The sequence below is a fragment of the Streptomyces sp. NPDC002564 genome, assembly GCF_042889645.1.
GTDB lineage: Bacteria > Actinomycetota > Actinomycetes > Streptomycetales > Streptomycetaceae > Streptomyces.
Genome location: NZ_JBIARE010000016.1, coordinates 113642 through 136804 on the forward strand (window position 1 = coordinate 113642; position 23163 = coordinate 136804).

General features: G+C 72.9%; 25 protein-coding genes. 12 read left to right on the plus strand and 13 right to left on the minus strand.

Annotated features, from left to right (window positions below; translation table 11 throughout):
* The first annotated feature begins 27 nt into the window (after positions 1–27).
* Complete coding sequence (locus tag ACFYXE_RS35565; protein ID WP_389319808.1) at positions 28–603, plus strand: TetR/AcrR family transcriptional regulator; 576 nt, start codon at positions 28–30, stop codon at positions 601–603.
* Here ACFYXE_RS35565 and ACFYXE_RS35570 read toward each other — a convergent pair.
* The gene (locus ACFYXE_RS35570) at positions 593–1309 is read right to left on the minus strand and encodes an ArsR/SmtB family transcription factor (RefSeq protein WP_389319811.1); all 717 of its coding nucleotides are present in this window, start codon (positions 1307–1309) and stop codon (positions 593–595) included. The genes ACFYXE_RS35565 and ACFYXE_RS35570 overlap by 11 nt on opposite strands.
* Positions 1310–1352: 43 nt before the next feature.
* The gene (locus ACFYXE_RS35575; RefSeq protein WP_389319814.1) at positions 1353–2000 is read right to left on the minus strand and encodes a TetR/AcrR family transcriptional regulator; all 648 of its coding nucleotides are present in this window, start codon (positions 1998–2000) and stop codon (positions 1353–1355) included.
* A 154-nt stretch (positions 2001–2154) separates the two neighbouring features.
* Between ACFYXE_RS35575 and ACFYXE_RS35580 the strand changes: the two genes are divergently transcribed.
* The 3 genes from ACFYXE_RS35580 to ACFYXE_RS35590 all read left to right on the plus strand — a co-directional run bounded on the left by ACFYXE_RS35580 (position 2155) and on the right by ACFYXE_RS35590 (position 4433).
* Positions 2155–3306, plus strand: a complete 1152-nt coding sequence (locus ACFYXE_RS35580; RefSeq protein ID WP_361168402.1) for an acyl-CoA dehydrogenase family protein — start codon at positions 2155–2157, stop codon at positions 3304–3306.
* A 99-nt stretch (positions 3307–3405) separates the two neighbouring features.
* Positions 3406–3693, plus strand: a complete 288-nt coding sequence (locus ACFYXE_RS35585; RefSeq protein ID WP_361168301.1) for a YiaA/YiaB family inner membrane protein — start codon at positions 3406–3408, stop codon at positions 3691–3693.
* 101 nt (positions 3694–3794) lie between these two features.
* Positions 3795–4433, plus strand: a complete 639-nt coding sequence (locus tag ACFYXE_RS35590) for a TetR/AcrR family transcriptional regulator (RefSeq protein WP_361168298.1) — start codon at positions 3795–3797, stop codon at positions 4431–4433.
* On the opposite strand, the gene ACFYXE_RS35595 is transcribed toward ACFYXE_RS35590, so the two are convergent.
* The gene (locus ACFYXE_RS35595) at positions 4424–4888 is read right to left on the minus strand and encodes a MaoC family dehydratase (protein WP_361168295.1); all 465 of its coding nucleotides are present in this window, start codon (positions 4886–4888) and stop codon (positions 4424–4426) included. The two genes, ACFYXE_RS35590 and ACFYXE_RS35595, sit on opposite strands and share 10 nt — an antisense overlap.
* A gap of 138 nt (positions 4889–5026) precedes the next feature.
* Here ACFYXE_RS35595 and soxR point away from each other — a divergent pair, with 138 nt between their 5' ends.
* Positions 5027–5497, plus strand: coding sequence for a redox-sensitive transcriptional activator SoxR (gene soxR, locus ACFYXE_RS35600; RefSeq protein WP_389319819.1), 471 nt, complete (start codon positions 5027–5029; stop codon positions 5495–5497).
* Positions 5498–5633: 136 nt separating this feature from the next.
* Positions 5634–6152, plus strand: coding sequence for a hypothetical protein (locus tag ACFYXE_RS35605; protein WP_389319822.1), 519 nt, complete (start codon positions 5634–5636; stop codon positions 6150–6152).
* Positions 6153–6164: 12 nt separating this feature from the next.
* Here ACFYXE_RS35605 and ACFYXE_RS35610 read toward each other — a convergent pair whose 3' ends face one another.
* Positions 6165–6773, minus strand: coding sequence for a hypothetical protein (locus ACFYXE_RS35610; RefSeq protein ID WP_389319825.1), 609 nt, complete (start codon positions 6771–6773; stop codon positions 6165–6167).
* Positions 6774–7088: 315 nt separating this feature from the next.
* On the opposite strand from ACFYXE_RS35610, the gene ACFYXE_RS35615 reads away from it, so the two are divergent.
* The gene (locus ACFYXE_RS35615; RefSeq protein WP_389319828.1) at positions 7089–9929 is read left to right on the plus strand and encodes a penicillin acylase family protein; all 2841 of its coding nucleotides are present in this window, start codon (positions 7089–7091) and stop codon (positions 9927–9929) included.
* A 183-nt stretch (positions 9930–10112) separates the two neighbouring features.
* Here ACFYXE_RS35615 and ACFYXE_RS35620 read toward each other — a convergent pair whose 3' ends face one another.
* Both ACFYXE_RS35620 and ACFYXE_RS35625 read right to left on the minus strand, forming a co-directional pair.
* Entirely contained in the window at positions 10113–11378 is a 1266-nt protein-coding gene (locus tag ACFYXE_RS35620) for a serine-threonine protein kinase (RefSeq protein ID WP_389319831.1), read from the minus strand.
* Between the two features lie 80 nt (positions 11379–11458).
* Positions 11459–12787 carry an MFS transporter gene (locus ACFYXE_RS35625; protein ID WP_389319834.1) on the minus strand — a complete coding sequence of 443 codons (1329 nt, stop codon included), beginning with the start codon at positions 12785–12787 and terminating at the stop codon, positions 11459–11461.
* 136 nt (positions 12788–12923) lie between these two features.
* On the opposite strand from ACFYXE_RS35625, the gene ACFYXE_RS35630 reads away from it, so the two are divergent.
* Positions 12924–13625 carry an alpha/beta fold hydrolase gene (locus ACFYXE_RS35630; RefSeq protein WP_389319837.1) on the plus strand — a complete coding sequence of 234 codons (702 nt, stop codon included), beginning with the start codon at positions 12924–12926 and terminating at the stop codon, positions 13623–13625.
* 8 nt (positions 13626–13633) lie between these two features.
* Here the strand turns inward: ACFYXE_RS35630 and ACFYXE_RS35635 are convergent, their stop codons facing one another.
* Entirely contained in the window at positions 13634–14890 is a 1257-nt protein-coding gene (locus ACFYXE_RS35635; RefSeq protein ID WP_389319840.1) for an exo-beta-N-acetylmuramidase NamZ domain-containing protein, read from the minus strand.
* Between the two features lie 128 nt (positions 14891–15018).
* Here ACFYXE_RS35635 and ACFYXE_RS35640 point away from each other — a divergent pair, with 128 nt between their 5' ends.
* The 3 genes from ACFYXE_RS35640 to ACFYXE_RS35650 are packed head-to-tail and all read left to right on the plus strand — an operon-like array spanning position 15019 to position 18077.
* On the plus strand, positions 15019–15783 hold the full coding sequence (locus ACFYXE_RS35640) for an SDR family oxidoreductase (protein ID WP_389319843.1): 765 nt from the start codon (positions 15019–15021) through the stop codon (positions 15781–15783).
* Positions 15780–17462: a class I adenylate-forming enzyme family protein gene (locus tag ACFYXE_RS35645; protein WP_389319846.1), complete on the plus strand. Its 1683-nt coding sequence runs from the start codon at positions 15780–15782 to the stop codon at positions 17460–17462. The genes ACFYXE_RS35640 and ACFYXE_RS35645 overlap by 4 nt, the downstream gene beginning before the upstream one ends.
* A 21-nt stretch (positions 17463–17483) precedes the next feature.
* The gene (locus ACFYXE_RS35650; RefSeq protein WP_389319849.1) at positions 17484–18077 is read left to right on the plus strand and encodes a TetR/AcrR family transcriptional regulator; all 594 of its coding nucleotides are present in this window, start codon (positions 17484–17486) and stop codon (positions 18075–18077) included.
* 46 nt (positions 18078–18123) lie between these two features.
* Here ACFYXE_RS35650 and ACFYXE_RS35655 read toward each other — a convergent pair whose 3' ends face one another.
* The 3 genes from ACFYXE_RS35655 to ACFYXE_RS35665 form a co-directional block, all read right to left on the minus strand.
* Positions 18124–19356 (minus strand): acyl-CoA dehydrogenase family protein, encoded by a 1233-nt coding sequence (locus ACFYXE_RS35655; RefSeq protein WP_389319852.1) that lies wholly within the window; start codon positions 19354–19356, stop codon positions 18124–18126.
* Between the two features lie 9 nt (positions 19357–19365).
* Positions 19366–20397 carry a phosphotransferase family protein gene (locus ACFYXE_RS35660; RefSeq protein WP_389319855.1) on the minus strand — a complete coding sequence of 344 codons (1032 nt, stop codon included), beginning with the start codon at positions 20395–20397 and terminating at the stop codon, positions 19366–19368.
* An 88-nt stretch (positions 20398–20485) separates the two neighbouring features.
* Positions 20486–20782, minus strand: coding sequence for a hypothetical protein (locus ACFYXE_RS35665; protein WP_361168256.1), 297 nt, complete (start codon positions 20780–20782; stop codon positions 20486–20488).
* Positions 20783–20898: 116 nt separating this feature from the next.
* On the opposite strand from ACFYXE_RS35665, the gene ACFYXE_RS35670 reads away from it, so the two are divergent.
* Positions 20899–21834 carry an NADP-dependent oxidoreductase gene (locus ACFYXE_RS35670; protein WP_389319858.1) on the plus strand — a complete coding sequence of 312 codons (936 nt, stop codon included), beginning with the start codon at positions 20899–20901 and terminating at the stop codon, positions 21832–21834.
* Between the two features lie 49 nt (positions 21835–21883).
* Here the strand turns inward: ACFYXE_RS35670 and ACFYXE_RS35675 are convergent, their stop codons facing one another.
* The 3 genes from ACFYXE_RS35675 to ACFYXE_RS35685 are packed head-to-tail and all read right to left on the minus strand — an operon-like array spanning position 21884 to position 23153.
* Positions 21884–22204, minus strand: a complete 321-nt coding sequence (locus ACFYXE_RS35675) for a DUF202 domain-containing protein (protein WP_389319861.1) — start codon at positions 22202–22204, stop codon at positions 21884–21886.
* Positions 22201–22593, minus strand: a complete 393-nt coding sequence (locus ACFYXE_RS35680; RefSeq protein ID WP_389319864.1) for a YidH family protein — start codon at positions 22591–22593, stop codon at positions 22201–22203. The genes ACFYXE_RS35675 and ACFYXE_RS35680 overlap by 4 nt, the downstream gene beginning before the upstream one ends.
* A gap of 23 nt (positions 22594–22616) precedes the next feature.
* The gene (locus ACFYXE_RS35685) at positions 22617–23153 is read right to left on the minus strand and encodes an NUDIX hydrolase (protein WP_389319867.1); all 537 of its coding nucleotides are present in this window, start codon (positions 23151–23153) and stop codon (positions 22617–22619) included.
* Between the last annotated feature and the right edge of the window lie 10 nt (positions 23154–23163).

Here is a 23163-nt window from a genome sequence, read left to right on the forward strand (position 1 = left end):
CGTAGTACTTCAGATGGAGTGGTGTCAATGGTGCGCAGGAACGACGGTCGGCGCGCGGCCCTGGTCGACGGCGCCATCGAGGTGCTCGCGCGGGACGGGGCCCGCGGGCTGACCTTCCGGGCGGTGGACGCGGCGGCCGGGGTGCCGGGCGGCACGGCGTCCAACTACTTCGGCAACCGCGACGACCTGCTGACCCAGGCGGGCGCCCGGGTCTACGAACGGCTCACGCCCGAACCGGAGGTCATCGAGCGGCAGCGGGCCGCCCGGCCCGACAAGGAGAGCTACCTCGCGCTGATGCGCGAGGTCGTCGGGCGGGTCAGCGGCTTCCGTACGGGCTATCTGGCCCTGCTCGAACTGCGCCTGGAGGCGACCCGGCGCCCGGAGCTGCGCGCCGTCCTCACCGAGCGCGTCCGCGCCGACCTCGACGCCAATCTCGCCTACCACGAGGAGTCCGGGCTGCCGGGCGACCTGATGGCCGTCAAGCTGCTCTACCTGGCCTTCAATTGGCTCATCGTCGAACAGCTCACCCTGCCGGACGTGCTCTCGGCGGAGGAGCGGGACGCGCTCGTGGTCGCGGCGGTGGAGCGGCTCGTCACACCGTGAGGTCCTGGATGCCGAGATGCGCGGCGAAGGCCCGGGCCCCCGCCGGGGTGACCCGCACCGCGCGCTCCGTCCCGATCCGCTCGCACCAGCCGGCGGCCAGCGCGTGGCGGCACAGCGCCGCCCCCGCGACCCCGGCCAGGTGCGGCTTGCGCTCCGTCCAGTCCACGCAGGACCGGGCCAGCGGCCTGCGCCCGCCGCGCGGCAGGTCGATGCCCGACGCGGCGAACCACCGCGTTCCCCGGTCGGTCAGCGCGAACCCGGTGTCCTGCCGCAGCAGGCCCCGGTCCGTCATCGCCCCGGTGATCGCGATGCCGAGCCGCCCGGCCAGGTGGTCGTAGCAGGTGCGCCCCCGCGCCATCGCCCCCGCCGCGCCGGCCTCGCGCAGCGTGCGGGGCCGCACCCGCGCCCCGGGCGCCGCGTGGGCGGCGAGGTCCTCGACGAGCTGGGCGACCCGCGCGTCGGCGAGCCGCACATAGCGGTGCCGACCCTGCCGCTCCTCGGCGAGCAGCCCGCCCGCCACGAGACGGCCCAGGTGCTCGCTGGCGGTCGACGGGGCGACCCCCGCGTGCCGGGCGAGCTCGCCGGCCGTCCAGGCCCGCCCGTCGAGCAGCGCGAGCAGGCACACCGCCCGGGTCTCGTCCGCGAAGAGCCCGGCGAGGGAGGCGAGGGCGGGGGCGAGGGGATTCTGCGTGCGGCGGGATGTCATGCCACCAGGATGGTCCTGTGACGCTTCGGCGTACGCCGAACCGTCAGGCGCGGGCCACGACCTGTTCGTACTGCAGAACCAGGCCGTCCAGCAGGGCCCGCAGCCCCGTCTCGAAGGCCCGCTCGTCGATGACCTCCTGGCGGTCGGCGAGCAGGTGGGCCTGGCCCAGGTGCGGGTAGTCGGCCGGGTCGTACGCCGCCTCGTCGTCCACGAAGCCGCCGGCGAACGAGCCGAGCGCGGAGCCCATGATGAAGTACCGCATCAGCGCGCCGATCGAGGTGGCCTGCGCGGCCGGCCAGCCCGCCTCGACCATGGCCCCGAACACCGCGTCCGCGAGCCGCAGTCCGGCCGGGCGGCGGCCGGGACCACCGGCCAGCACCGGCACGATGTTCGGGTGCAGGGTGAGCGCGGCCCGGTAGGAGAGGGCCCAGTCGTACAGGGCCGTGCGCCAGTCGCGCCCGTCGGCCGGGTCGAACATCGACAGGTCGACCTGCGCGCTCACCGAGTCCGCGACCGCCTCCAGGATCTCGTCCTTGGTGCGGAAGTGGTTGTAGAGGGACGGCCCGCTGACGCCCAGCTCGGCGGCGAGGCGGCGGGTGGAGACGGCCGCGAGTCCCTCGGAGTCCACGAGCGCGCGCGCCGTGCCGACGATGCGTTCTCTGCTGAGGAGGGGCTTGCGCGGTCGGGCCATGCGGCACATAGTAGGGCTGCCACCACAAACTAGCAGTGCTAATTTAAATCCCGGCCGCGACCCGGTCGCCGCCGTCGACCACGACCCGACCGTGCCCGACCGTGCCCGACCGTGAAGACCCGACGTGAAGTCCCGACGTGAAGAGGTGCCCGCGATGAACCTGGAGCTCAGCGACGAGCAGGTCGCCGTCCGCCGCCTCGCCGAGGACTTCGTGGCCCGCGAGATCACCCCGCACGCCGTCGCCTGGGACCGCGCCGAGAGCGTCGACCGGGCCGTCGTGAAGAAGCTCGGCGAGGTCGGCTTCCTGGGCCTGACCATCGACGAGGAGTACGGCGGCTCGGGCGGCGACCACCTCGCGTACTGCCTGGTGACCGAGGAGCTCGGCCGCGGCGACTCGTCCGTGCGCGGCATCGTCTCCGTCTCGCTCGGCCTGGTCGCCAAGACCATCGCGTCCTGGGGCACCGAGGAGCAGAAGCGGCAGTGGCTGCCGGGCCTCACCTCCGGCGCGTACGTCGGCTGCTTCGGCCTCACCGAACCGGGCACCGGATCCGACGCGGGCAGCCTCGCGACCCGGGCGGTGCGGGACGGCGACGCGTACGTGGTCAACGGCACCAAGATGTTCATCACGAACGGCACCTGGGCCGACGTCGTCCTCCTCTTCGCGCGCACCGGGGACGCCCCCGGCCACAAGGGCGTGTCGGCCTTCCTCGTGCCGGCCGACACCCCCGGGCTCTCCCGCCGCACCCTGCACGGCAAGCTCGGTCTGCGCGGCCAGGCCACCGCCGAGCTCGTCCTGGAGGACGTGCGGGTGCCCGCGTCGGCCATGCTGGCGCCCGAGGGCAAGGGCTTCTCCGTCGCGATGTCGGCCCTCGCCAAGGGCCGGATGTCGGTCGCCGCGGGGTGTGTGGGCATCGCCCGGGCCGCCCTGGACGCGGCGGTGACGTACGCGACCGAGCGCGAGCAGTTCGGGAAGACCATCGCCCACCACCAGCTGGTGCAGGAACTGCTCAGCGACATCGCGGTCGACGTGGACGCCGCGCGCCTGCTGACCTGGCGGGTCGCCGATCTCATCGACCGCGGCAAGCCCTTCGCCACCGAGTCCTCCACCGCCAAGCTGTTCGCCTCGGAGGCCGCGGTGCGCGCCGCCAACAACGCCCTCCAGGTCTTCGGCGGCTACGGCTACATCGACGAGTACCCGGTGGGCAAACTGCTGCGCGACGCCCGGGTGATGACCCTCTACGAAGGCACCAGCCAGATCCAGAAGCTCGTCATCGGCCGCGCGCTGACCGGGGTCTCGGCCTTCTGAGGGGCAGCGGTCCGCGATGCGGGCGGCGGCGCGGCCTGAGTACGCGGCTGAGTACGCGAGCGGATGCGTCCCGGGCCGCCGTGGCCCGATGCTGCCTGCATGACCGAGCCTCCCGTCAAGCAGCAGACCACGGCCGCCTTCTACGGCCAGGCCATCGCCTCGTTCGCCGTCGCCCTCGGCGCGGTGACCGTGGGCATCGGCTATCTCGACGCCTCCGCCTGGGTGCGGGGCTTCCTGGCCATCTCGGTGCTCTACCTGACGACCTCCGCGTTCACCCTCGCCAAGGTGATCAGGGACCGGCAGGACGTCGAGCAGATCGTCAGCAGGGTCGACCAGGCGCGCGTGGACCGGCTGCTCACCCAGCACGACCCCTACGCCAAGCCCTGACCGCCCGCTCCGCCGCCCCGGCCGACAGCCCTAAGCGCTTGCTCACCGACAGGGGTATGGTGTCCCTCCCGGCAGACCGGGGCAGGCACGAAGGAGTGGGCATGGGTGCGGCGGAGGAGACCGGCGTCGAGGAGCAGCCGTGGGGCGAGGTCAGCCCCGACGCGGCCAGGCGGCTGCTGGTCGCCGCCGTCGAGGCCTTCGCCGAGCGCGGCTATCACGCGACGACGACCCGCGACATCGCGGGCCGCGCGGGCATGAGCCCCGCCGCGCTCTACATCCACTACAAGACCAAGGAAGAGCTGCTCCACCGGATCAGCCGGATCGGCCACGACAAGGCCCTGACGATCCTGCGGACCGCGGCGGACGGCGGGGGCGGCCCGGCCGAGCGGCTCGCGGCGGCGGTGCGCTCCTTCGTCGGCTGGCACGCCGCCCACCACATGACCGCGCGGGTGGTGCAGTACGAGCTGGACGCGCTCGGCGAGGAGCACCGCACGGAGATCGTCGCGCTGCGCCGCAAGTCGGACGCGGCCGTGCGGGACATCATCAACGACGGGGTGCGGGCGGGGGAGTTCGACGTCCCCGACGTGCCGGGCACCACGCTCGCCGTGCTCTCGCTCTGCATCGACGTGGCCCGCTGGTTCAACGCCGCGGGGCACCGGACGCCCGACGAGGTCGGCGCGCTCTACGCCGACCTCGTGCTGCGGATGGTGGGCGCGCGGCCCGCCGGTGCTCAGAAGTAGTAGCGGGACACCGACTCCGCCACGCACGCCGGCTTGTCGCCGCCCTCGCGCTCCACGGTGACCTTGGCCGTCACCTGGACCCCGCCGTCCTTGGTCGGCGTGACGTCCGTGAGCACGGCGGTCGCACGCAGCCGCGAGCCGACCGGCACGGGGGAGGGGAAACGGACCTTGTCCGTGCCGTAGTTGATGCCCATCTTCATGCCCTCGACGCGCATCGTCTGGGGCACCAGGCTCGGCAGCAGGGACAGCGTCAGATAGCCGTGCGCGATGGTCGTGCCGAAGGGGCCCTGCGCGGCCTTCTCCGCGTCCACGTGGATCCACTGGTGGTCGCCCGTGGCGTCGGCGAAGAGGTCGATCCGCTTCTGGTCGATCTCCAGCCAGTCGCTGTACCCGAGCTGCTCGCCGACTCCGGCACGCAGTTCCTCGGGCGACGTGAAGATCCTCGGCTCCGCCATGTCCCTGGCCTCCTAGACGTATGCAGAAACGTGCCCGGCGCCCGGACGGCACCCCGCGGCACGTACGCGGACTAAGCGCTTGCTCAGCATGCTGGGTGTGCCGACGCGTGTCAACGGACCAGCCAGTAGGTTTGGGGCGTGCCCCAGATTCCGGAGAAGGTCCACGAACTCACCGTCGGCCAGCTGGCCGACCGCAGCGGCGTCGCCGTGTCCGCCCTGCACTTCTACGAGTCCAAGGGCCTGATCACCAGCCGCAGGACCGCGGGCAACCAGCGCCGCTACCACCGGGACACGCTGCGCCGCGTCGCCTTCGTCCGCGCCTCCCAGCGCGTGGGCATCCCGCTCTCCACGATCCGCGAGGCCCTCGACTCGCTCCCCGAGGAGCGCACGCCCACCCGCGAGGACTGGGCGCGCCTCTCGGAGGGCTGGCGTTCCGAGCTGGACAAGCGCATCAAGCAGCTCGGCCGGCTGCGCGACCACCTCACCGACTGCATCGGCTGCGGCTGCCTGTCCCTGGACACCTGCGTGCTCTCCAACCCCGACGACGTCTTCGGGGAGCGGCACAGCGGGTCCCGCCTCCTGGTGGACCGGGGGCCCCGCCGCGCCTGAGGGGCGGCCCGCGGTAATTTCTCTGTGCCGGGTCTGGCCGCAACCACCCGAGACGTACCAACGTGTGTTCTGCATAAGGAAGCGTCCGGCACGCGCGGACGCCTCGGCGCGAGGACTCCGATCGGGGGCGAGGCCGATGTCTGTCGCCATCTGTTCACTGCTGTGGGACGCGGCGCGGCACGGAAAGCAGTCCGTCAAGTACGACAGCGACGGCTATCACCTGCTGCGCTTCCCGTACGGCACGGATGACGAGTCGTACGACGTGTGGCACATGCACGACCCGGGGAAGGGCGCCACCAAGCCCTCGAAGTTCCCCGACGCCCGCTCGGGCCTGATCTGGCCCAGCCACGAGGGCTGGGGCGTGCTCTCGGCGATGGTCTTCTGGGAGCCCGACGCGCGCGCGAAGGAGGTCCGCGCGCGCTACGTCCGCGATCCGCTGAACCTGGCGACCGGTTACGACTCCACGGCGACGAACGACTCCGCGCCGACCGGAGGCGGGCAGTACCGCACCTACCTCTGGCAGATGTTCGTGCACCCGGGCACGCCCCTGGGCGTGAAGGTCTCGGCACGCGGCGCGGGAGACGTGAAGCTCACCACGCCGCTGATCCACGCCCAGTTCAAGTTGGCCATCCACACGGGTGTGCTCACCCCCTGACGGCCCGGCCCGTTACGCGGACACCAGGGGCCTCAGCCGCCTCGCCTGCGCCTGGGCCACCGCGTCCGAGGTGAGGACGGGGTCGGGCACGACGATGCCGCAGCCCGTGCAGACCGCTCCCGACGACGGCTCGTGCGCCAGGCCGTGCTTCCACACCAGGGTGGTGTCCGCACAGACGGGGCAGGCCGTGCCCGGCTCCCGCTCCAGCGCCGCGATGAGGCGGCGCAGCGCCTCGGCGAGGGGTTCGTCGGGATGCACGTCGGGGTCGTCGCACCAGGCCACCCCGCAGCCGCCCCAGGTGCAGCGGTGCCAGTCGTCGATGCTGCCCGGGCGCCTGAGCCCGTCGTGCTTCTCCTTGCGGCGGCGCTCCGCGAAGCCCGCCTCGTACGCGAGCCAGACCGCCCGCGCCGCCTCCAGTTCGTTCAGCGCCGCCACCAGCCGCGCCGGGTCGGGAGACCTGTCCTCGGGCGCGAAACCCGCCCGCGAGCACAGGTGGTCCCAGGTCGCCCGGTGGCCGTAGGGGGCGAACCTCTCCAGGCACTTGCGCAGCGAGTACCGCCGCAGTGCCAGATCGCTCTGCGGATCACGCACCTGTCTCGCGAGACTCCGGAATCCGGCCATCGCCCTGCACCTCCGTCACACGTACTTCCGTACTGGTACCCGTGTTCCGTTTTTCGCCGGCGCCGCGGCCCGGACGGATCCGTCGTGGTCCGTCGCGTGCGCGACGACGTCGCCGAGTAGACGTATCGACACGCGATTCGGCTCCCTCATCGCGTGACCTTTTTCCGCCTGCCCCACTGATCTGGGGTGATGCAGACACAAGGGGGGCGCGTTGTGGTGATTCGGAAAAGGCGACGCATGTTCATCTTTCGAGTTGGCCAACCCGCCAGTAGCCTCCGCCGCATCGGCCTTCCGCAGACCCCCGGAGGAGCACCCATGCGACGACGCAACGTCAGGCTCAGAACACTCACCGCGGGGGCGGCGCTCGCGCTCGGCGCCTCCCTGCTCGCGCCCCTGCCAGGGGTGGCCGCCGCCCCGCGGGACCCCGTCGCCGCGGAGCGGTCCGCGGCGGCCGACGACTACTGCGCGGGCCAGTGCGCGGACGTCCTGCCGCCCGGCGCGAACGGCGGCGCGACGCTCGCCGAGATCCTCGCCCACCGGCTGCTCGGCACCCAACCCAAGCACGCCGACGACCAGTTGGGCCCCTACGACGCCCTCTCCTCGGGCTACCCCTCGCTCACCGACGACCGGCTCACCGAGTTCTTCAACGACGCCTCCTTCGGGGTGCCCGGCGACCAGGTCGACTCCGTGACCAAGCCGCGGGACGACGTGACGATCACCCGGGACAAGAAGTACGGCGTCCCGCACATCAAGGGCACCACGCGCTACGGCACCGAGTTCGGCGCGGGCTTCGCCGCCGGGCAGGACCGGCTCTGGCTCATCGACCTGTTCCGGCACATCGGGCGCGGCCAGCTGACCTCGTTCGCGGGCGGCGCACTCGCCAACCAGGGCCTGGAGCAGCAGTTCTGGCCGCAGGCCCCGTACACCGAGCAGGACCTGGAGAAGCAGGTCGAGTACATCAGGTCCACGCAGGGCGAGCGCGGCAAGCAGGCCATGGAGGACGCGCAGGCCTACATCGACGGGCTCAACGCGTACCGCGTGAAGTCCAAGAACGGCCGCTACTTCCCCGGTGAGTACGTCCTGACCGGCAAGATCGACGCGATCACCAACATCGGCGAGATAGAGCCGTTCAAGATCACTGACATGATCGCGCTGGCCTCCGTGGTCGGCGGGCTCTTCGGCAACGGCGGCGGCGGAGAGGTCGAGTCCGCCCTCTCGCTCCTGAAGTCCCAGGAGAAGTACGGCGTCGAGAAGGGCACCGAGGTCTGGGAGGCCTTCCGCGCCCGCAACGACCCCGAGGCCGTCCAGACCATCCACGACGGCACGAGCTTCCCGTACGCGGGCAAACCCGACAAGGCGCGCGGCACCGCACTGCCCGACCCCGGCTCCGTCGAGCGCGAGCAACTCGTCTACGACCGCGAGGGCGGCGCGAAGAGCGGCGCCAAGGACCCGGTGCGGGCGCCCAAGAAGCTCAAGCCGCTGCAGGGCATGTACGACAAGGGCGTGCTGCCCTCCGACCTCTTCCGCCAGGACGGCCACAAGAAGGGCATGTCCAACGCGCTGGTCGTCTCCGGCAAGCACACCGCGAGCGGCAACCCCGTCGCCGTCTTCGGACCGCAGACCGGCTACTTCGCGCCCCAGCTCCTCATGCAGCAGGAACTCCAGGGCCCGGGCATCAGCGCACGCGGCGTCTCCTTCGCGGGCGTCGGCATGTACATCCAGCTGGGCCGCGGCCAGGACTACGCCTGGTCGGCGACCTCCGCGGGGCAGGACATCACCGACACCTACGCCGTCGAGCTCTGCGAGCCGGGCGGCGGCACGCCCACCAAGCAGTCGGCCGGCTACCTCTACCACGGCACCTGCACGCCGATGGAGAAGCTGGAGCGCAAGAACGCCTGGAAGCCCACGCTCGCCGACTCCACCGCCGCGGGCTCCTACCGCATGCAGGTCTTCCGCACCAAGTACGGCATCGTCACGCACCGCGCGCAGGCCGACGGAAAGCCCGTCGCCTATGTCTCGCTGCGCTCCACCTACCGCCACGAGGCCGACTCGATCATCGGCTTCCAGATGCTGAACGACCCGACGTACGTCAAGGACGCCGCGACGTTCAAGAAGGCCGCGCAGAACATCAGCTACGCCTTCAACTGGTTCTACGCCGACTCCCGCGACACCGCGTACTACAACAGCGGTGCCAACCCCGAGCGCGCCGACGGCGTCGACCCCGCGCTGCCCGTCGAGGCCCGACCCGACTACGAGTGGCAGGACTTCGACCCGGCCGACAACACCTCGGCGCAGACACCGCCCGCCGAGCACCCGCAGTCCGTCAACCAGGACTACTACATCTCCTGGAACAACAAGCAGGCCAAGGACTTCAGCACGGCGGGCTTCGGCCTGAGCGCCGTGCACCGCGGCGACCTGCTCGACGGGCGGGTCAAGAAGCTCACCGAGGAGGGCGGCGTCACCCGCGCCTCGCTCACCCGGGCCATGTCCGAGGCCGCCGTGACCGACCTGCGCGGCGAACAGGTGCTGCCCGAGCTCCTCAAGGTGCTGCGCAGCAAGCCGATCACCGACCCGCAACTGGCCAAGGCCGTCCAGCAGTTGGAGGCCTGGCGCAAGGCGGGTGCCCAGCGCAACCAGACGTCGGCGGGGTCCAAGGCGTACGCCCACCCCGACGCCGTGCGTGTCATGGACGCCTGGTGGCCGCTGCTCGTCGAGGCCGAGTTCAAGCCGGGCCTCGGCAAGGACCTGTACGAGGCCCTCACCGCGCAGCTCGCCACCGACGAGTCGCCGTCGGCCGGGCACGGGCCCACCGGGGCGCACGCCGGATCGGCCTTCCAGTACGGCTGGTGGGGCTACGCCGACAAGGACCTGCGCACGGTCCTCGGCGAGCCCGTGCGGGGCGGGCTGGGCGACGCCTACTGCGGCGGCGGCAAGCTGGACGCCTGCCGCGACGCCCTGCTCGGCACGCTCGCGCAGGCCGTCGCCAAGCCGGCCACCGAGGTCTACCCCGGTGACGACGCGTGCAAGGCGGGCGACCAGTGGTGTGCCGACGCGGTCATCCACCGGGCGCTCGGCGGCATCACGCACAAGCCGATCCAGTGGCAGAACCGCCCGACCTACCAGCAGGTCGTGGAGTTCCCGCGGCACCGCCCGTAGCCGCGCACGGCGGTCGGTCTGCCGGTCCGCCGGTCCGCCGGTCTGCCGGTCTGCCGGTCCGTCAGTTTGCCGGTCCGTCAGTTCGTCCCTCGGTCCGTCAGTCCGTCATTCCGCGAGTGGCGGCGGCCCGGATCCCCGGTGCGGGGGTCCGGGCCGCCGCCGGTCCGCGCCCGCCCTCTTCCGTCAGGCGAGCGCGATCCGTCCCGCGGCGAACACCACGCGCGCCAGCTCCTGGTGGCACACGTCGCTGTGCGCGCCGGCCGGCGGACCGCCCCGCCGCACCACCGACGCCACGTCGACGCTCACACAGCCCTTGGCCGGGATCTTCTGGCCCAGCTCGATGCGCCGGGTGCGCGGCACCGACCGCACGCCGTTGTAGCCGATGGCGCCCCACCGCTCCCACAGGTTCAGGAAGCTGGAGGAGTCACCGGCCAGCTTCGACGCCAGCGGGTAGAGCTTGCCCAGCGCGTCGTCGAAGCGCGAGTAGCAGGAGACCAGCGGCCCGTCGACCCGGTCCTGCACGCCGTGCAGGGCACCGCCCCGCGACGTGTCGTGGGGCAGCCGCTCGGCGAACGTGTAGTGCGAGAAGGCTCCTTGGAGCAGCGTCACCGACTTCACCGCCCGCACGTCCGCGGGCATCCCGCGCAACGCGTACGAGACGAGGCGGGCGCCGAAACTGTGGCCGATGAGGTGCACCCTGATGGCCGGCACGTCGGCGGCCAGCAGCCCGATCGCGGGCCCGAGGCCCAGCTGGCCCACCGCGCCCGCCCGCCGCTTCATCGCGTAGTACGTGCCCTGCCGCAGCAGCTCGTGGGCGCCGTCCCACAGCCGCTCGCGGATCTCGCCCAGCAGGGCGGGCTCGCCGGTGTCCGCGCGGGCGGCGGCGAAGAGCTCGCACACCTGGACCGCGTCGTCGGTGAGCATGGCGGGCTCGCCCGCGCCGGTGTCCTGGCCGAAGTGGCGCGCCGGGTGCGTCTCGCGCAGCGAGACCAGCTCGCGCACCTGCCGGCCGAACTCGTAGACCTGCGAGGGCACCCGGGACCGCTCGGCGAGCAGCGCGGCGATCCGGTCGAGGGTCTCCGCGTGGTCGGGGAAGGCGCGGTCGAGCGCCTGCCGGGTCGCCGCGTCGAGCGCGGGCTCGCCCGGCGGCGTGGCGGGGACGGGGGCGGCGGACGGGTCGAAGTCGGGGATCGGTTCGTCGGGGAAGCGGATGGCGGGCCACAGCACCCCGACGTAGCCCAGGCGCACGCCCGGCCCCGCGAGGTCCCGGCACGGGGTGAAGAACCGCCGGTACAGCTTCCTGGCGTCCTTCTTCTCGTTGTTCCAGCCGTGCGCGAAGACGAGCAGATCGGTGACGCGTTCGTGTTCCGCGCCGGCCAGCAGCTCCGCGCGCTGGGTGGTGTCGACGTCGCCGTCGGCGTCGAAGGTCAATTCCCAGTAGGGCTCCACGCCGGTATGGTCCTGCGGTCCTGCCCACCTGGCCAGACGTCGCGCACCACCCGGATCGCGCGACCCGGCCCGCACACCCCTCAGACGAGGTCGCGCTCCCGGGTCTCCGGCAGCGCGAGCACGCAGAGCAGGGAGACGACCGCCATCGCACTCACGTACCAGCCGACGGACGAGGACCCGAAGGCCGCCTGCAGCCGGGTCGCCACCAGCGGCGAGACGGCACCGCCGAGCACACCGCCCAGGTTGTACGCGAGCGAGGCTCCCGAGTAGCGCACGCTCGTGCCGAACAGCTCGGGCAGATACGCGCCCATCGGGCCGTAGACGACGCCCATGCAGAACAGCGCGCCGCCGATGGCGAGGGCGACGAGCACCGGCTGCTCGGTGTCCAGGAGCGGGAAGAGGACGAGGCCCCACACGACCGCGAGCCCCGCCCCGGCCAGCACCAGCCTGCGCCGCCCCGCCGCGTCGGAGCGTGTCGCGGCGAGCCAGGTCCCGGCCGCGAGGAAGAGACAGGCCACCAGGGACAGGCCGAGCATGGTGTCGCGGGAGATGTGCAGGGTGCCGGTGGCGTAGGAGAGGCAGTAGGTCGTGGCCGTGTAGAAGAGGCCGTAGGCGACGACCATGCCGCCCGCGCCGAGGAGCAGTTCGCGGGGATGGCGGCGCAGCACGTCCAGCGTGGGCACCTTGCTGGCCTCCTGCGCCGCCATGACCTCGGCGAAGACCGGCGTCTCGCTGATCCTGAGCCGGACGAACAGGCCGACGGCGACGAGCAGGAAGGAGAGCAGGAACGGCACGCGCCAGCCCCACGAGCGGAACGCGTCGTCGCTCAGGACGGCCGAGAGCAGCCAGAAGACGCCGGTGGCCGCGAAGAACCCGACGGACGGGCCGAGTTGGGGGAAGGCCGCGTACAGTCCGCGCTTCCTGCTCGGCGCGTGCTCCACCGCGAGCAGCGCGGCCCCGCCCCACTCGCCGCCGAGCCCGATGCCCTGGAGGAAGCGCAGCAGGATGAGCAGCGCCGGCGCCCAGATGCCCCACGTGCCGTAGCCGGGCAGCAGCCCGACGAGGGCGGTGGAGAGCCCCATCAGGAGCAGCGAGGCCACCAGGACGGACTTGCGGCCCACGCGGTCGCCGAAGTGCCCGAAGACCACCGAGCCGATGGGCCGGGCCGCGAACGCCACCGCGTAGGTGGAGAACGAGGCGAGGGTGGCGTTGACCGGGTCGAGGGTGGGGAAGAACGCCTCGTTCAGGACCAGGGCGGCGGCCGTGCCGTAGATGTAGAAGTCGTAGAACTCGATGGCCGTCCCGATGAAGGAGGCCACCGCCACCCGGCGCAGGCTCTCCGGGCTGCCGTCGGCGCCCTGGACGTCCCGGACCTGCCGCTTCTCGATTGCTGTCGCGTCGCTGTGCACGACCGGCACTCTCTTGGTGCGTGTAGGGGGCAGTCAATACCCGGGACGGCTCGTCTCGACCACTGAGATGTGGCCCCTCCGCGGCCCCTTCCGCGGGGGCTGCCCCACCGCGGCCGGCGCGTGTAGGTTCTGCGGCATGGCGGAATTCATACTGGTGGCAGGCGCGTGGCTCGGCTCCTGGGTATGGGAGGACGTGGCCGCCGAACTGCGGGCCGCCGGGCACGGCGCCCACCCGCTGACCCTCTCCGGCCTCGCCGACAAACAGCACCTCCCGGCCGACCAGGAGACCCACGTCCGGGACGTCGTGGACGAGGTCGAGCGCCTGGGCCTGCGCGACGTCGTCCTCGTCGGGCACAGCTACGCGGGCATCCCCGTGGGCCAGGCGGCCGAGCGGCTCGGCGACCGGCTCGCCCGCGTCGTGTTCGTGGACGCCGCCGTCCCGGTGGACGGCGAGTCCTTCGCCTCCCTGTGGTGGCAGGGCGAACCGGCCTTCCGGGCCCGGCTCGCCGAGGACGGCGGCGACTGGTCGCTGAACGCGGCCGACTTCGACGGGCAGGGGCTGGACAGCGAGCAGATCGCCCGGATCGCCGGCGGCTCGACCCCGCACCCCGGCGCCACCCTCACCGGGCCCGCGGTCCTCGCCCGCCCCCTCGGCGAACTGCCCGCCACGTACATCAAGTGCCTGCTCGACGGCGACGAACCCTCGGACGACGCCGCCGAACTGCTCAAGAGCGACCGCTGGCGCCTCGTCGAGATGGACACCGGCCACTGGCCGATGTTCTCCCAGCCCCACGAACTGGCCCACATCCTGCACGCGAGCGTACGAAGTACGGCCTAGGCCGTGGCCTATGCGTAGCGCAGATACCGGCGCCGAACCCCGCGGAAGCGGTCGAGGTCGTCCTGCCAGGCGGCCGTCACCTCGTCCGTCCCGGCGCCCGCGTCGATCGAGGTGCGCACCAGGGGCGAGCCCGTCAGCTTGTCGATCCAGTGGTCGGGGCGCCAGGCGAAGCCGCTCCACACCTGCTTCGCCGTGACCAGCAGCGCGACGCCGGTGCGCACCGGGTCGTACGACTCCCGGTCGTGCACGTGCAGTTGCACCCCGCCGACGGTCTTCCCGGAGAACTTGGAGAAGGTGGGGGAGAAGTACGCCTCCCTGAAGTGCACGCCGGGCAGACCGAGTTCGCCGAGGGCCGCGGCCCACCGCCGGTCGACGCCCGCCGCGCCGAGCAGCTCGAAGGGGCGGGCGGTGCCGCGCCCCTCGGAGAGGTTCGTGCCCTCGAACAGGCAGGTGCCCGGGTAGACCAGGGCGGTGTCGGGCGTCGGCATGTTCGGGCTCGGCGGCACCCACGGCAGCCCCGACGCGTCGAAGAAGTCGCCGCGCCGCCACCCCGTCATCAGGACCGTCGCGAGCTCGACGGGGTGCTCCAGGAACTCCCCGTTGAACAGCAGCGCCAGCTCCGCGACCGTCATCCCGTGCGCCTGCGCGATCGGCTCGCGCCCCACGAAGCTCGCGAACTTCCGCCGCAGGACCGGCCCGTAGGCCTCCCGGCCGGTCACCGGATTCGGCCGGTCGAGCACCACCAGCCGCTGCCCGGCGCGCCGCGCGGCCACCATGCAGTCGTACAGCGTCCAGATGTACGTGTAGAAGCGGGCGCCCACGTCCTGGATGTCGAAGACCAGCGTGTCCGCGCCCGACCCCGCGAAGACGTCCGCGAGCTCCTTGCCGCTCCTGCCGTACGTGTCGTACACGGGCAGTCCGGTCGCCGGGTCGTCGTGCCGCCCCTCGGAGCCGCCCGCCTGCGCGGTGCCGCGGAAGCCGTGCTCGGGGCCGAAGACCGCGGCCACGTCCACCCGCGGGTCGGCGTGCAGCACGTCCACGATGTGGCGGGCGTCGCGGGTCACGCCGGTGGGGTTGGTGATCACGCCGATCCGCTGTCCCGCCAGGGGCGCGTAGCCGTCGGCCGCCAGCCGCTCGAAGCCGGTGCGCAGCCGGGGCGCGGCGGGCGCGGGCGCGTCCGGGAGCGGGGTGCCCGACGCCGTGCCGGGCGGGACCATCGCGGTGCCCGCGGTCGCGGCGAGGAGCCCTCGCCTGGAGAGGTTCATGGCCCCGCACGCTAGCGCCCGCGGCCCGCCGCACGAACGAACCCGGCCCGCACGCCCCCCTTTCGCCACGACATACCGACTGGTTAGTCTGCCAGCGAAGCCGAGCCGCAGGCCGAAGGAGAACACTCGTGGAGACCCTGCAGGACAAGGGAGTCGTCGTCACCGGCGCGGGAGGCGGGATCGGGGCCGCGCTCGCCCGCCGGTTCGCCGCCGAAGGGGCGCGCGTCGTGGTCAACGACCTGGACGGCGCCAAGGCCGCGGCCGTCGCCGACGAGGTGGGCGGCATCGCCGTGCCGGGCGACGCGTCCGTGATCGTGCCCGAGGCCCGCGAGGCCCTCGGCGGCACCGTCGACGTGTACTGCGCCAACGCGGGGCTCGGCTCCGGCGGCAGCGAGGCCGCGCCCGAGGAGGTCTGGGCCGCGGCCTGGGACGTCAACGTGATGGCGCACGTGCGGGCGGCCCACGCGCTGCTGCCCGACTGGCTGGAGCGCGGCGGCGGCCGCTTCGTCTCCACCGTCTCCGCGGCCGGCCTGCTCACGATGATCGGCGCCGCGCCCTACAGCGTCACCAAGCACGGCGCGTACGCCTTCGCCGAGTGGCTCTCGCTCACCTACCGGCACCGCGGGATCAAGGTCCACGCGATCTGCCCGCAGGGCGTGCGCACCGACATGCTCGCCGCCACCGGCACCGCGGGCGACCTCGTGCTCACCCCCACTGCGATCGAGCCGGACGACGTGGCCGAAGCACTCTTCACCGGCATCGCGCGCGACGACTTCCTGATCCTGCCGCACCCCGAGGTCGCCGCGTACTACCAGGCCCGCGCCGCCACCCCCGACAAGTGGCTCACGGGCATGAACCACCTCCAGCAGAAGTGGGAGGAGACCGAGCGGTGAGCACCCCCTTCCCCACCGGGTCCCGGTACGCCGCCAAGCCCTGGCTCGGCCGCCTCAGCGACGTCCAGCGCGCCCCCGTGCGGCCCGCCCCCTCCGTGGTCCACGCCTTCCGCGACGCCGTCGCCCGCGCCCCGGAACACACCGCGCTCGCCTACTTCGACGGACGCCTGACCTACCGCGAGACCGACGCGCTCAGCGACTCCGTCGCCGGGCACCTGGCCGCCCGCGGCATCGCCCGCGGCGACCGCGTCGCGATCCTCCTGCAGAACACCCCGCACTTCGTGCTCGCGCTGCTCGGCGCGTGGAAGGCGGGCGCGACGGTCGTCCCCGTCAACCCGATGTACAAGGCGGCCGAGGTCGGCCATGTCCTCGCCGACGCCGGGGTGAGCGCCCTGATCTGCGCCGACCGCGCCTGGGAGGCCTATCTGCGCGACGCGGCGGCGGGCTCGCCCGTCGGCACCGTCCTGACCGCCTGTCAGCTGGACCTGCAGTCCCGCGACGACCGCCGGGTCCTCGACTTCGGGCGCGCCGCCCCCGCCGACGACGCCGACGACCTGGTGGCCGTCGCCCGCCGGGGCCTGCCCGCCCCCGCCGACCGCGAACCGGGCCCGTCCGACATCGCGCTGATCAGCTACACCTCGGGCACCAGCGGCACCCCCAAGGGCGCCATGAACACCCACGGCAACATCACCTACAACGCCGAACGCCAGCGCACTGGCTCCGGAATCCCCGAGGGCTCCTGCTACTTCGCCATGGCGCCGCTCTTCCACATCACCGGCATGGTCGCCCAGATCGCCGCGTGCGTCGCCAACGCGGGCACCCTCGCGCTCGCCTACCGCTTCGAGGCCGGAGTGGTCCTCGACGCCTTCGCCGAGCACCGCCCCGCCTACACGGTGGGCCCCTCCACGGCCTTCATGGCGCTCGCCGCCCACCCGTCGGTGACCCGCGCGCACTTCGACTCCTTCGTGATGATCTCCTCGGGCGGCGCGCCGCTGCCCCCGGCGCTCGTGGAGCAGTTCCGCGCGTCCTTCGGCCCCTACCTCCACAACGGCTACGGCCTCACCGAGTGCACCGCCCCCTGTGCCTCCGTGCCCCCGGGCCAGGAAGCACCGGTCGACCCGGTCTCGGGCACCCTCGCCGTCGGCGTCCCGGGTCCCGAGACGGTCGTACGCATCCTGGACGACCGGGGCGAGGAGGTGCCGTTCGGCGAGCAGGGCGAGATCGTCGTCGGCGGACCGCAGGTGGTGCCCGGCTACTGGCGGCGGCCCGAGGCCACCGCCGAGACCTTCCCCGGCGGCGAACTGCGCACCGGCGACATCGGGTTCATGGACACGGCCGGCTGGCTCTATGTCGTCGACCGCAAGAAGGACATGATCAACGCGTCCGGCTTCAAGGTGTGGCCGCGCGAGGTCGAGGACGTCCTCTACACCCACCCCGCCGTGCGCGAGGCGGCCGTCGTCGGCATCCCCGACAGCTACCGCGGGGAGACCGTCAAGGCCTACGTCAGCCTGCGTCCCGGCAGCGACACCGGGCCCGACGAGCTGACCGCGTACTGCAAGGAGCGGCTCGCCGCGTACAAGTACCCGCGCGACGTCGAGGTCCTCGCGGAGTTGCCGAAGACGACAAGTGGGAAGATCCTCCGGCGGGAACTGCGTTCCCGCACCCGTGACAGCAAGTGACGCGAAAGGCAGGTGGCGGCAGTGGCCCGAACGACGGACGGTGACGGCACGCCCGTCCCGCAGCGGCTGCTGGCCGCCGCCACCCGGCTCTTCGCCGACCAGGGCTACGACCGGACGTCGGTGCAGGAGATCGTGGAGGCCGCCGGGGTCACCAAGGGCGCCCTGTACCACTACTTCGGCTCCAAGGACGACCTCCTGCACGAGGTCTACGCCCGGCTGCTGCGCGTCCAGCAGGAGCGTCTTGACGCCATCGCGGACGCCGACGCGCCGGTCGCCGACCGGGTCCGCGACGCGGCCGCGGACGTCGTGGTCACCATCATCGACAACCTCGACGACGCGTCGATCTTCTTCCGCTCCATGCACCACCTGGGGCCGGAGAAGAACAAGCAGGTCCGCGCCGAGCGCCGCCGCTACCACGAGCGCTTCCGGGCGCTGATCGAGGAGGGCCAGGAGTCCGGCGTCTTCTCCACGGCGACCCCGGCGGACCTGGTGGTCGACTACCACTTCGGCTCGGTCCACCACCTGTCCACCTGGTACCGCCCCGACGGCCCCCTGACCCCCCGGCAACTGGCCGACCACCTCGCGGACCTGCTGCTGCGGGCGCTCAGACCCTGAGCCGGGGGCGCGGGGGACGGCCCACCGAGCCACGGCACACCCGCGGCTACAGGTACCTCTTCAGCTCCCGCCGGGCCAGGGACCGCTGATGCACTTCGTCGGGCCCGTCGGCCAGTCTCAGCGTGCGCGCCGCCGCCCACAGCTCCGCCAGCGGGAAGTCCTGGCTCACCCCGCCCGCGCCGTGCAGCTGCACCGCCTTGTCGAGGATGTCGACCACCGCGCGCGGAGTCGCGATCTTGATCGACTGGATCTCCGTGTGCGCCCCCTTGTTGCCGACCGTGTCCATCAGCCAGGCCGTCTTGAGGACGAGCAGCCGCAGCTGCTCCACGGCGACCCGGGCGTCCGCGATCCACTCCTGCACGACGCCCTGCCGCGCCAGCGGCTTGCCGAACGCGGTACGCGCGACCGCGCGCCGGCACATCAGCTCGATGGCCCGCTCGGCCATGCCGATCAGCCGCATGCAGTGGTGGATGCGGCCGGGGCCCAGCCGCGCCTGGGCGATGGCGAAGCCGCCGCCCTCCTCGCCGACGAGGTTCGCGACGGGGACCCGGACCCGGTCGAGGACCACCTCGGCGTGCCCGCCGTGGTAGTGGTCCTCGTACCCGTACACCCGCATGGCGCGCCGGACCTCGACCCCGGGGGTGTCGCGGGGGACCAGCACCATGGACTGCTGGCGGCGGATGTCGGCGCCGTCCGGATCGGTCTTGCCCATCACGATGAAGACGGCGCAGTCCGGGTTCATCGCCCCGGAGATGTACCACTTGCGGCCGGAGACGACGTACTCGTCGCCCTCCCGCTCGATGCGCGTGGTGATGTTCGTGGCGTCCGAGGAGGCCACCTCCGGCTCGGTCATCGCGAAGGCCGAGCGGATCTCACCGGCGAGCAGCGGCTCCAGCCACCGCTTGCGCTGCTCGTCGGTGCCGAACTGCGCGAGCAGCTCCATGTTGCCGGTGTCGGGCGCCGCGCAGTTCAGAGCGGTGGGCGCGAGCTGCGGGGAGCGGCCGGTGATCTCGGCGAGCGGCGCGTACTGGAGGTTGGTGAGCCCCGCGCCGGGCCCGGTGCCCGGCCCGCCGTGGTGGTCCACGAAGAACAGGTTCCACAGGCCCTGCCTGCGGGCCTCGGCCTTCAGCTCCTCGACCACGGCCGGGGTGTCCCACGGCGAGGCGAGTGCGGCGCGCTGCTCGTCGGCGACCGCCTCGGCCGGGTACACGTGCGTGTCCATGAAGGCGAGCAGCTTCTCGCGCAGCTCTTCGGTGCGCGCGTCGAATGCGAAGTCCATGACGCCGGGTCAGCCTTCCTGCCGTGCCTGGAGCGTGCGGCGGCCGTGCTCGATGAAGACGGGCACCAGCTCGCCGATCCGGTCGAATCCCGCGCCGACGGTCTGCCCGAGCGTGTAGCGGTAGTGGATGCCCTCCAGGATCACGGCGAGCTTGAACCAGGCGAACGCCGTGTACCAGGAGACGGCCGACACGTCGCGCCCTGAGCGGGCCGCGTACCGCTCGATCAGCTCGGCCGGGTCGGGGTGGCCCGGCGCGCCCGCGGTGGTGCTGACGGGGGAGTCGGGCACCTCCAGCTTCGCGCTGTACATCACGAGCAGGCCCAGGTCGGTGAGGGGATCGCCGAGCGTGGACATCTCCCAGTCGAGAATGGCCTTGATCCGGTCGTCGTCGCCGATCAGGACGTTGTCCAGGCGGTAGTCGCCGTGCACGACGGTGGCGGCGGGGGAGGCGGGCAGCGCCCGCCCGAGGGCGGCGTGCAGCTCGTCGATGCCGGGGAGCTCGCGGTTGCGGGACGCGTCCAGCTGCTTGCCCCAGCGGCGCAGCTGCCGGTCGAGGAAGCCCTCGGGGCGTCCGAAGTCGCCGAGCCCTGCCGCGACGGGGTCGACGGCGTGCAGGTCGACCAGGGTGTCGACGAGCCCGAGCACCGCGGCGCGGGTGCGCTCGGGGCCGAGCGGGGCGAGCTCCTGCGCGGTGCGGTACGGCGTCCCGTCGACGAACTCCATCACGTAGAACGGCGCGCCGAGCACGGCCTCGTCCTCGCAGAGCAGGACGGGCGCGGGCACCGGGACGTCGGTGCGGTGCAGGGCCTCGATGACCCGGTGCTCGCGCTTCATGTCGTGCGCGGTGGCCAGCACATGGCCCAGCGGGGGCCGCCGGACCACCCACCGCGAGACGCCGTCGGTGACCGCGTAGGTGAGGTTGGACCGGCCGCCCTCGATGAGCCGGGCCGACAGCGGCCCGCCGACCAGGCCGGGCCGCTCGCGGTCGAGGTGGCCGCGCACCTGGTCGAGGTCGAGGCCCGGTGGGTGGACTGAGCTCATCGGTCGCTCCTGATCGGCGTGGTGGTGACGTGTCACCCCATGATGCCGACCAGTCGGTATGCCGTCCAGAGGCTGCCGTGCCCGGTGCTCAGTGGTCGTCCCAGTGGCCGTCGTGCTCCGCGTGCCGGTGCCCGTCGTGCAGGTAGTCCACGTGGTCGCCGTGCGTGACGGCGTCGTGCCCGCAGCCGTCGCCGTGCCGGTGGTCGTGGCCCTGGTGCGTGGTGTGGCCGCTGGGCTCGCACTCGTCGTAGTGGTCGGTGTGCAGACGGTGCAGGTGTCCGTCGTGCGCGTAGTCGACGTGGTCGCCGTGCGGCACCTCGGGGTGGCCGCAGGCCGGGCCGTGGACGTGGTCGTGCACCGGGTGTTCGTGGTGGAGCGCGGTCATGACGCACACCTTCCGTGACGTGGGGGCTGACCCTCTCAGGCTAGCCCCCGATGCCCCGTTATCGGCGTTATGGGACCCTTGTCGTCGATGCCCCGACCTCCGCGAAGGCGACCGTGATGAAGGCGATCAGCTACCGCAGTTACGGCGGACCCGAAGTCCTCGAGTACGGGGAGGTGCGCGACCCCAAGGTCGGGCCCGACTCCGTCCTGGTGAAGGTGCGGGCCGCCGCCGTGAACCCCGTCGACTGGAAGTGCCGCGAGGGATACCTCGACGGCGCGCTCGACCCGGTCTTCCCGGTGATCCCGGGCTGGGACGTGGCCGGTGTGGTGGTCCAGCCGGGCGCCGCCGTCCCGGAGTTCGCCGTCGGGGACGAGGTCATCGGGTACGTCCGCGAGGACTTCCTCTCGCGCGGCACCTTCGCCGAGTACGTGGCGGCGCCGGTGCGCACCCTGGCCCGCAAGCCGCGCAACCTCGGCTTCGAGGAGGCCGCGGGGCTGCCGCTCGCCGGGCTCACCGCCTACCAGGTCGTCACGCAGGCGCTGGCGGTGACCGAGGGCGACGTCGTCCTCGTGCACGCGGCGGCCGGCGGTGTCGGCTCGATCGCGGTGCAGCTCGCCCGGCACGCGGGCGCCCGCGTCATCGGCACCGCGAGCGAGCGCAACCACGCCTTCCTCCGGGAGCTCGGCGCCGAGCCGGTCACCTACGGGGACGGGCTCGTGGACCGGGTCCGCGCGCTCGCCCCCGAGGGGGTCGACGCCGCCTTCGACACGGTCGGCGGCGACGCGCTGAAGGCTTCCGTCGAACTCCTCGCGCCGGGCGGCCGTCTCGCGTCCATCGCGGACGGCGGGGTGATCGGCCTGGGCGGCCACTACTGCTTCGTACGCCCCGACGCGACCGACCTGCGGCGCCTGGCCGAGCTCGCCGAGCAGGACGTCGTGACCGTCCACGTCGACGCGACGTTCCCGCTGGAGCGGGCGGACGACGCGCACCGGCTGAGCGCGGAGGGCCGCACCCGGGGCAAGATCGTCGTGACCGTCGACTGGGCGGACTGACCCGGGCGCGGCTCAGCACACCCTCTGGGCGGACTGACCCGGGCGCCGCTCAGAACACCATCGCCGCGGCGCACACCGCGAGCGCCAGCGTGCACAGCGCCGCCGTCCGCGCGCCCCGCACCGTCAGCGGCCGGGGCCTGGCCGCGGTCAGGGCGACCATCCTGCGGTGCGCGACCGCGAGGAAGCCGAGCCAGAGCAGCAGGCACAGGGCGCCGGCGAGCAGCCCGGTCGTGCTCGCCCCGCCGTGCAGCACGGCGCGCGCCGCGAGGACCGCGGCGACCGTGCAGGAGAGCGTCGTACGCCGCCACGCGAGCCGGGTCCGCTCCGGCTGGAGCCCCGGGTCGCGGACCCCCTCCCCGGCCCGCGTCATCCCTCCCACCCGAAGAGCACGACCACGACCATGGCGAGCGCCACCACCGCGACCGCGAGGCTCAGCACCGCGGGGAAGCGGCTGGCCGGCAGGTCGTCGCCGCGCCGCATCGCGCGTTCGCAGCGCACCCAGTGGTTGACCGCGCGCAGCGAGCTCAGCACGCCCGCGCCGAGCAGCGCGAGCGCGAGTCCGATCCGCCATCCCCAGCGCAGGTCCGGCAGGAACTGGTCGACGGCGAAGCCGCCCCCGATGAGCGCGAGGGCGGTGCGCAGCCAGGCCAGGAAGGTCCGCTCGTTGGCGAGGGAGAAGCGGTAGTCGGGGGTGTCGCCCTCCTCGCGGACGCGCCCGGGGGCGAACCACAGCCGCAGGCTCTGTACGAAGTTGCTCACGTCCGCACCATAAGCCGTGGTGATCAGCCCGCGCGGAACGCCCTCAGCCGGTGGTGGGCGGCGAGCCCGTCCGGCACCCACTCCCACGTGTCGAGCCGCCGCGCGAGCTCCTCGTCGGTGACGAAGGCGTGCCAGGCGACCTCCTCGGCCTGCGGGTCCACCGGCAGGTCGCAGCGCACCTCGTAGACGTGGGACCACCAGGAGTGCCCGGCGCCGTCGTCGTAGAGGAACGTGAACAGCGGTGTGGGGCGCGGCAGTCCCTCGACGCCCAGCTCCTCCTGCGCCTCGCGCAGGGCCGCGTCGTCGCACGACTCGCCCGCCCCGACCACACCGCCCACGAACATGTCGTACAGCGAGGGGAAGACCAGCTTGACCGGGGTGCGGCGGTGCACGAACACCCGGCCCCGGGCGTCCCGCACCTCGATGAACACGCAGCGGTGGCGCAGGCCCCGCGCGTAGACCTCGCCGCGCGGCGCCTCGCCGACGACCCGGTCGTGCTCGTCGACGACGGCCAGGATCTCGTCGCGGGGGTCGGCCGGTCCGGCCGCGGGATCGCTCATGGCGACCATC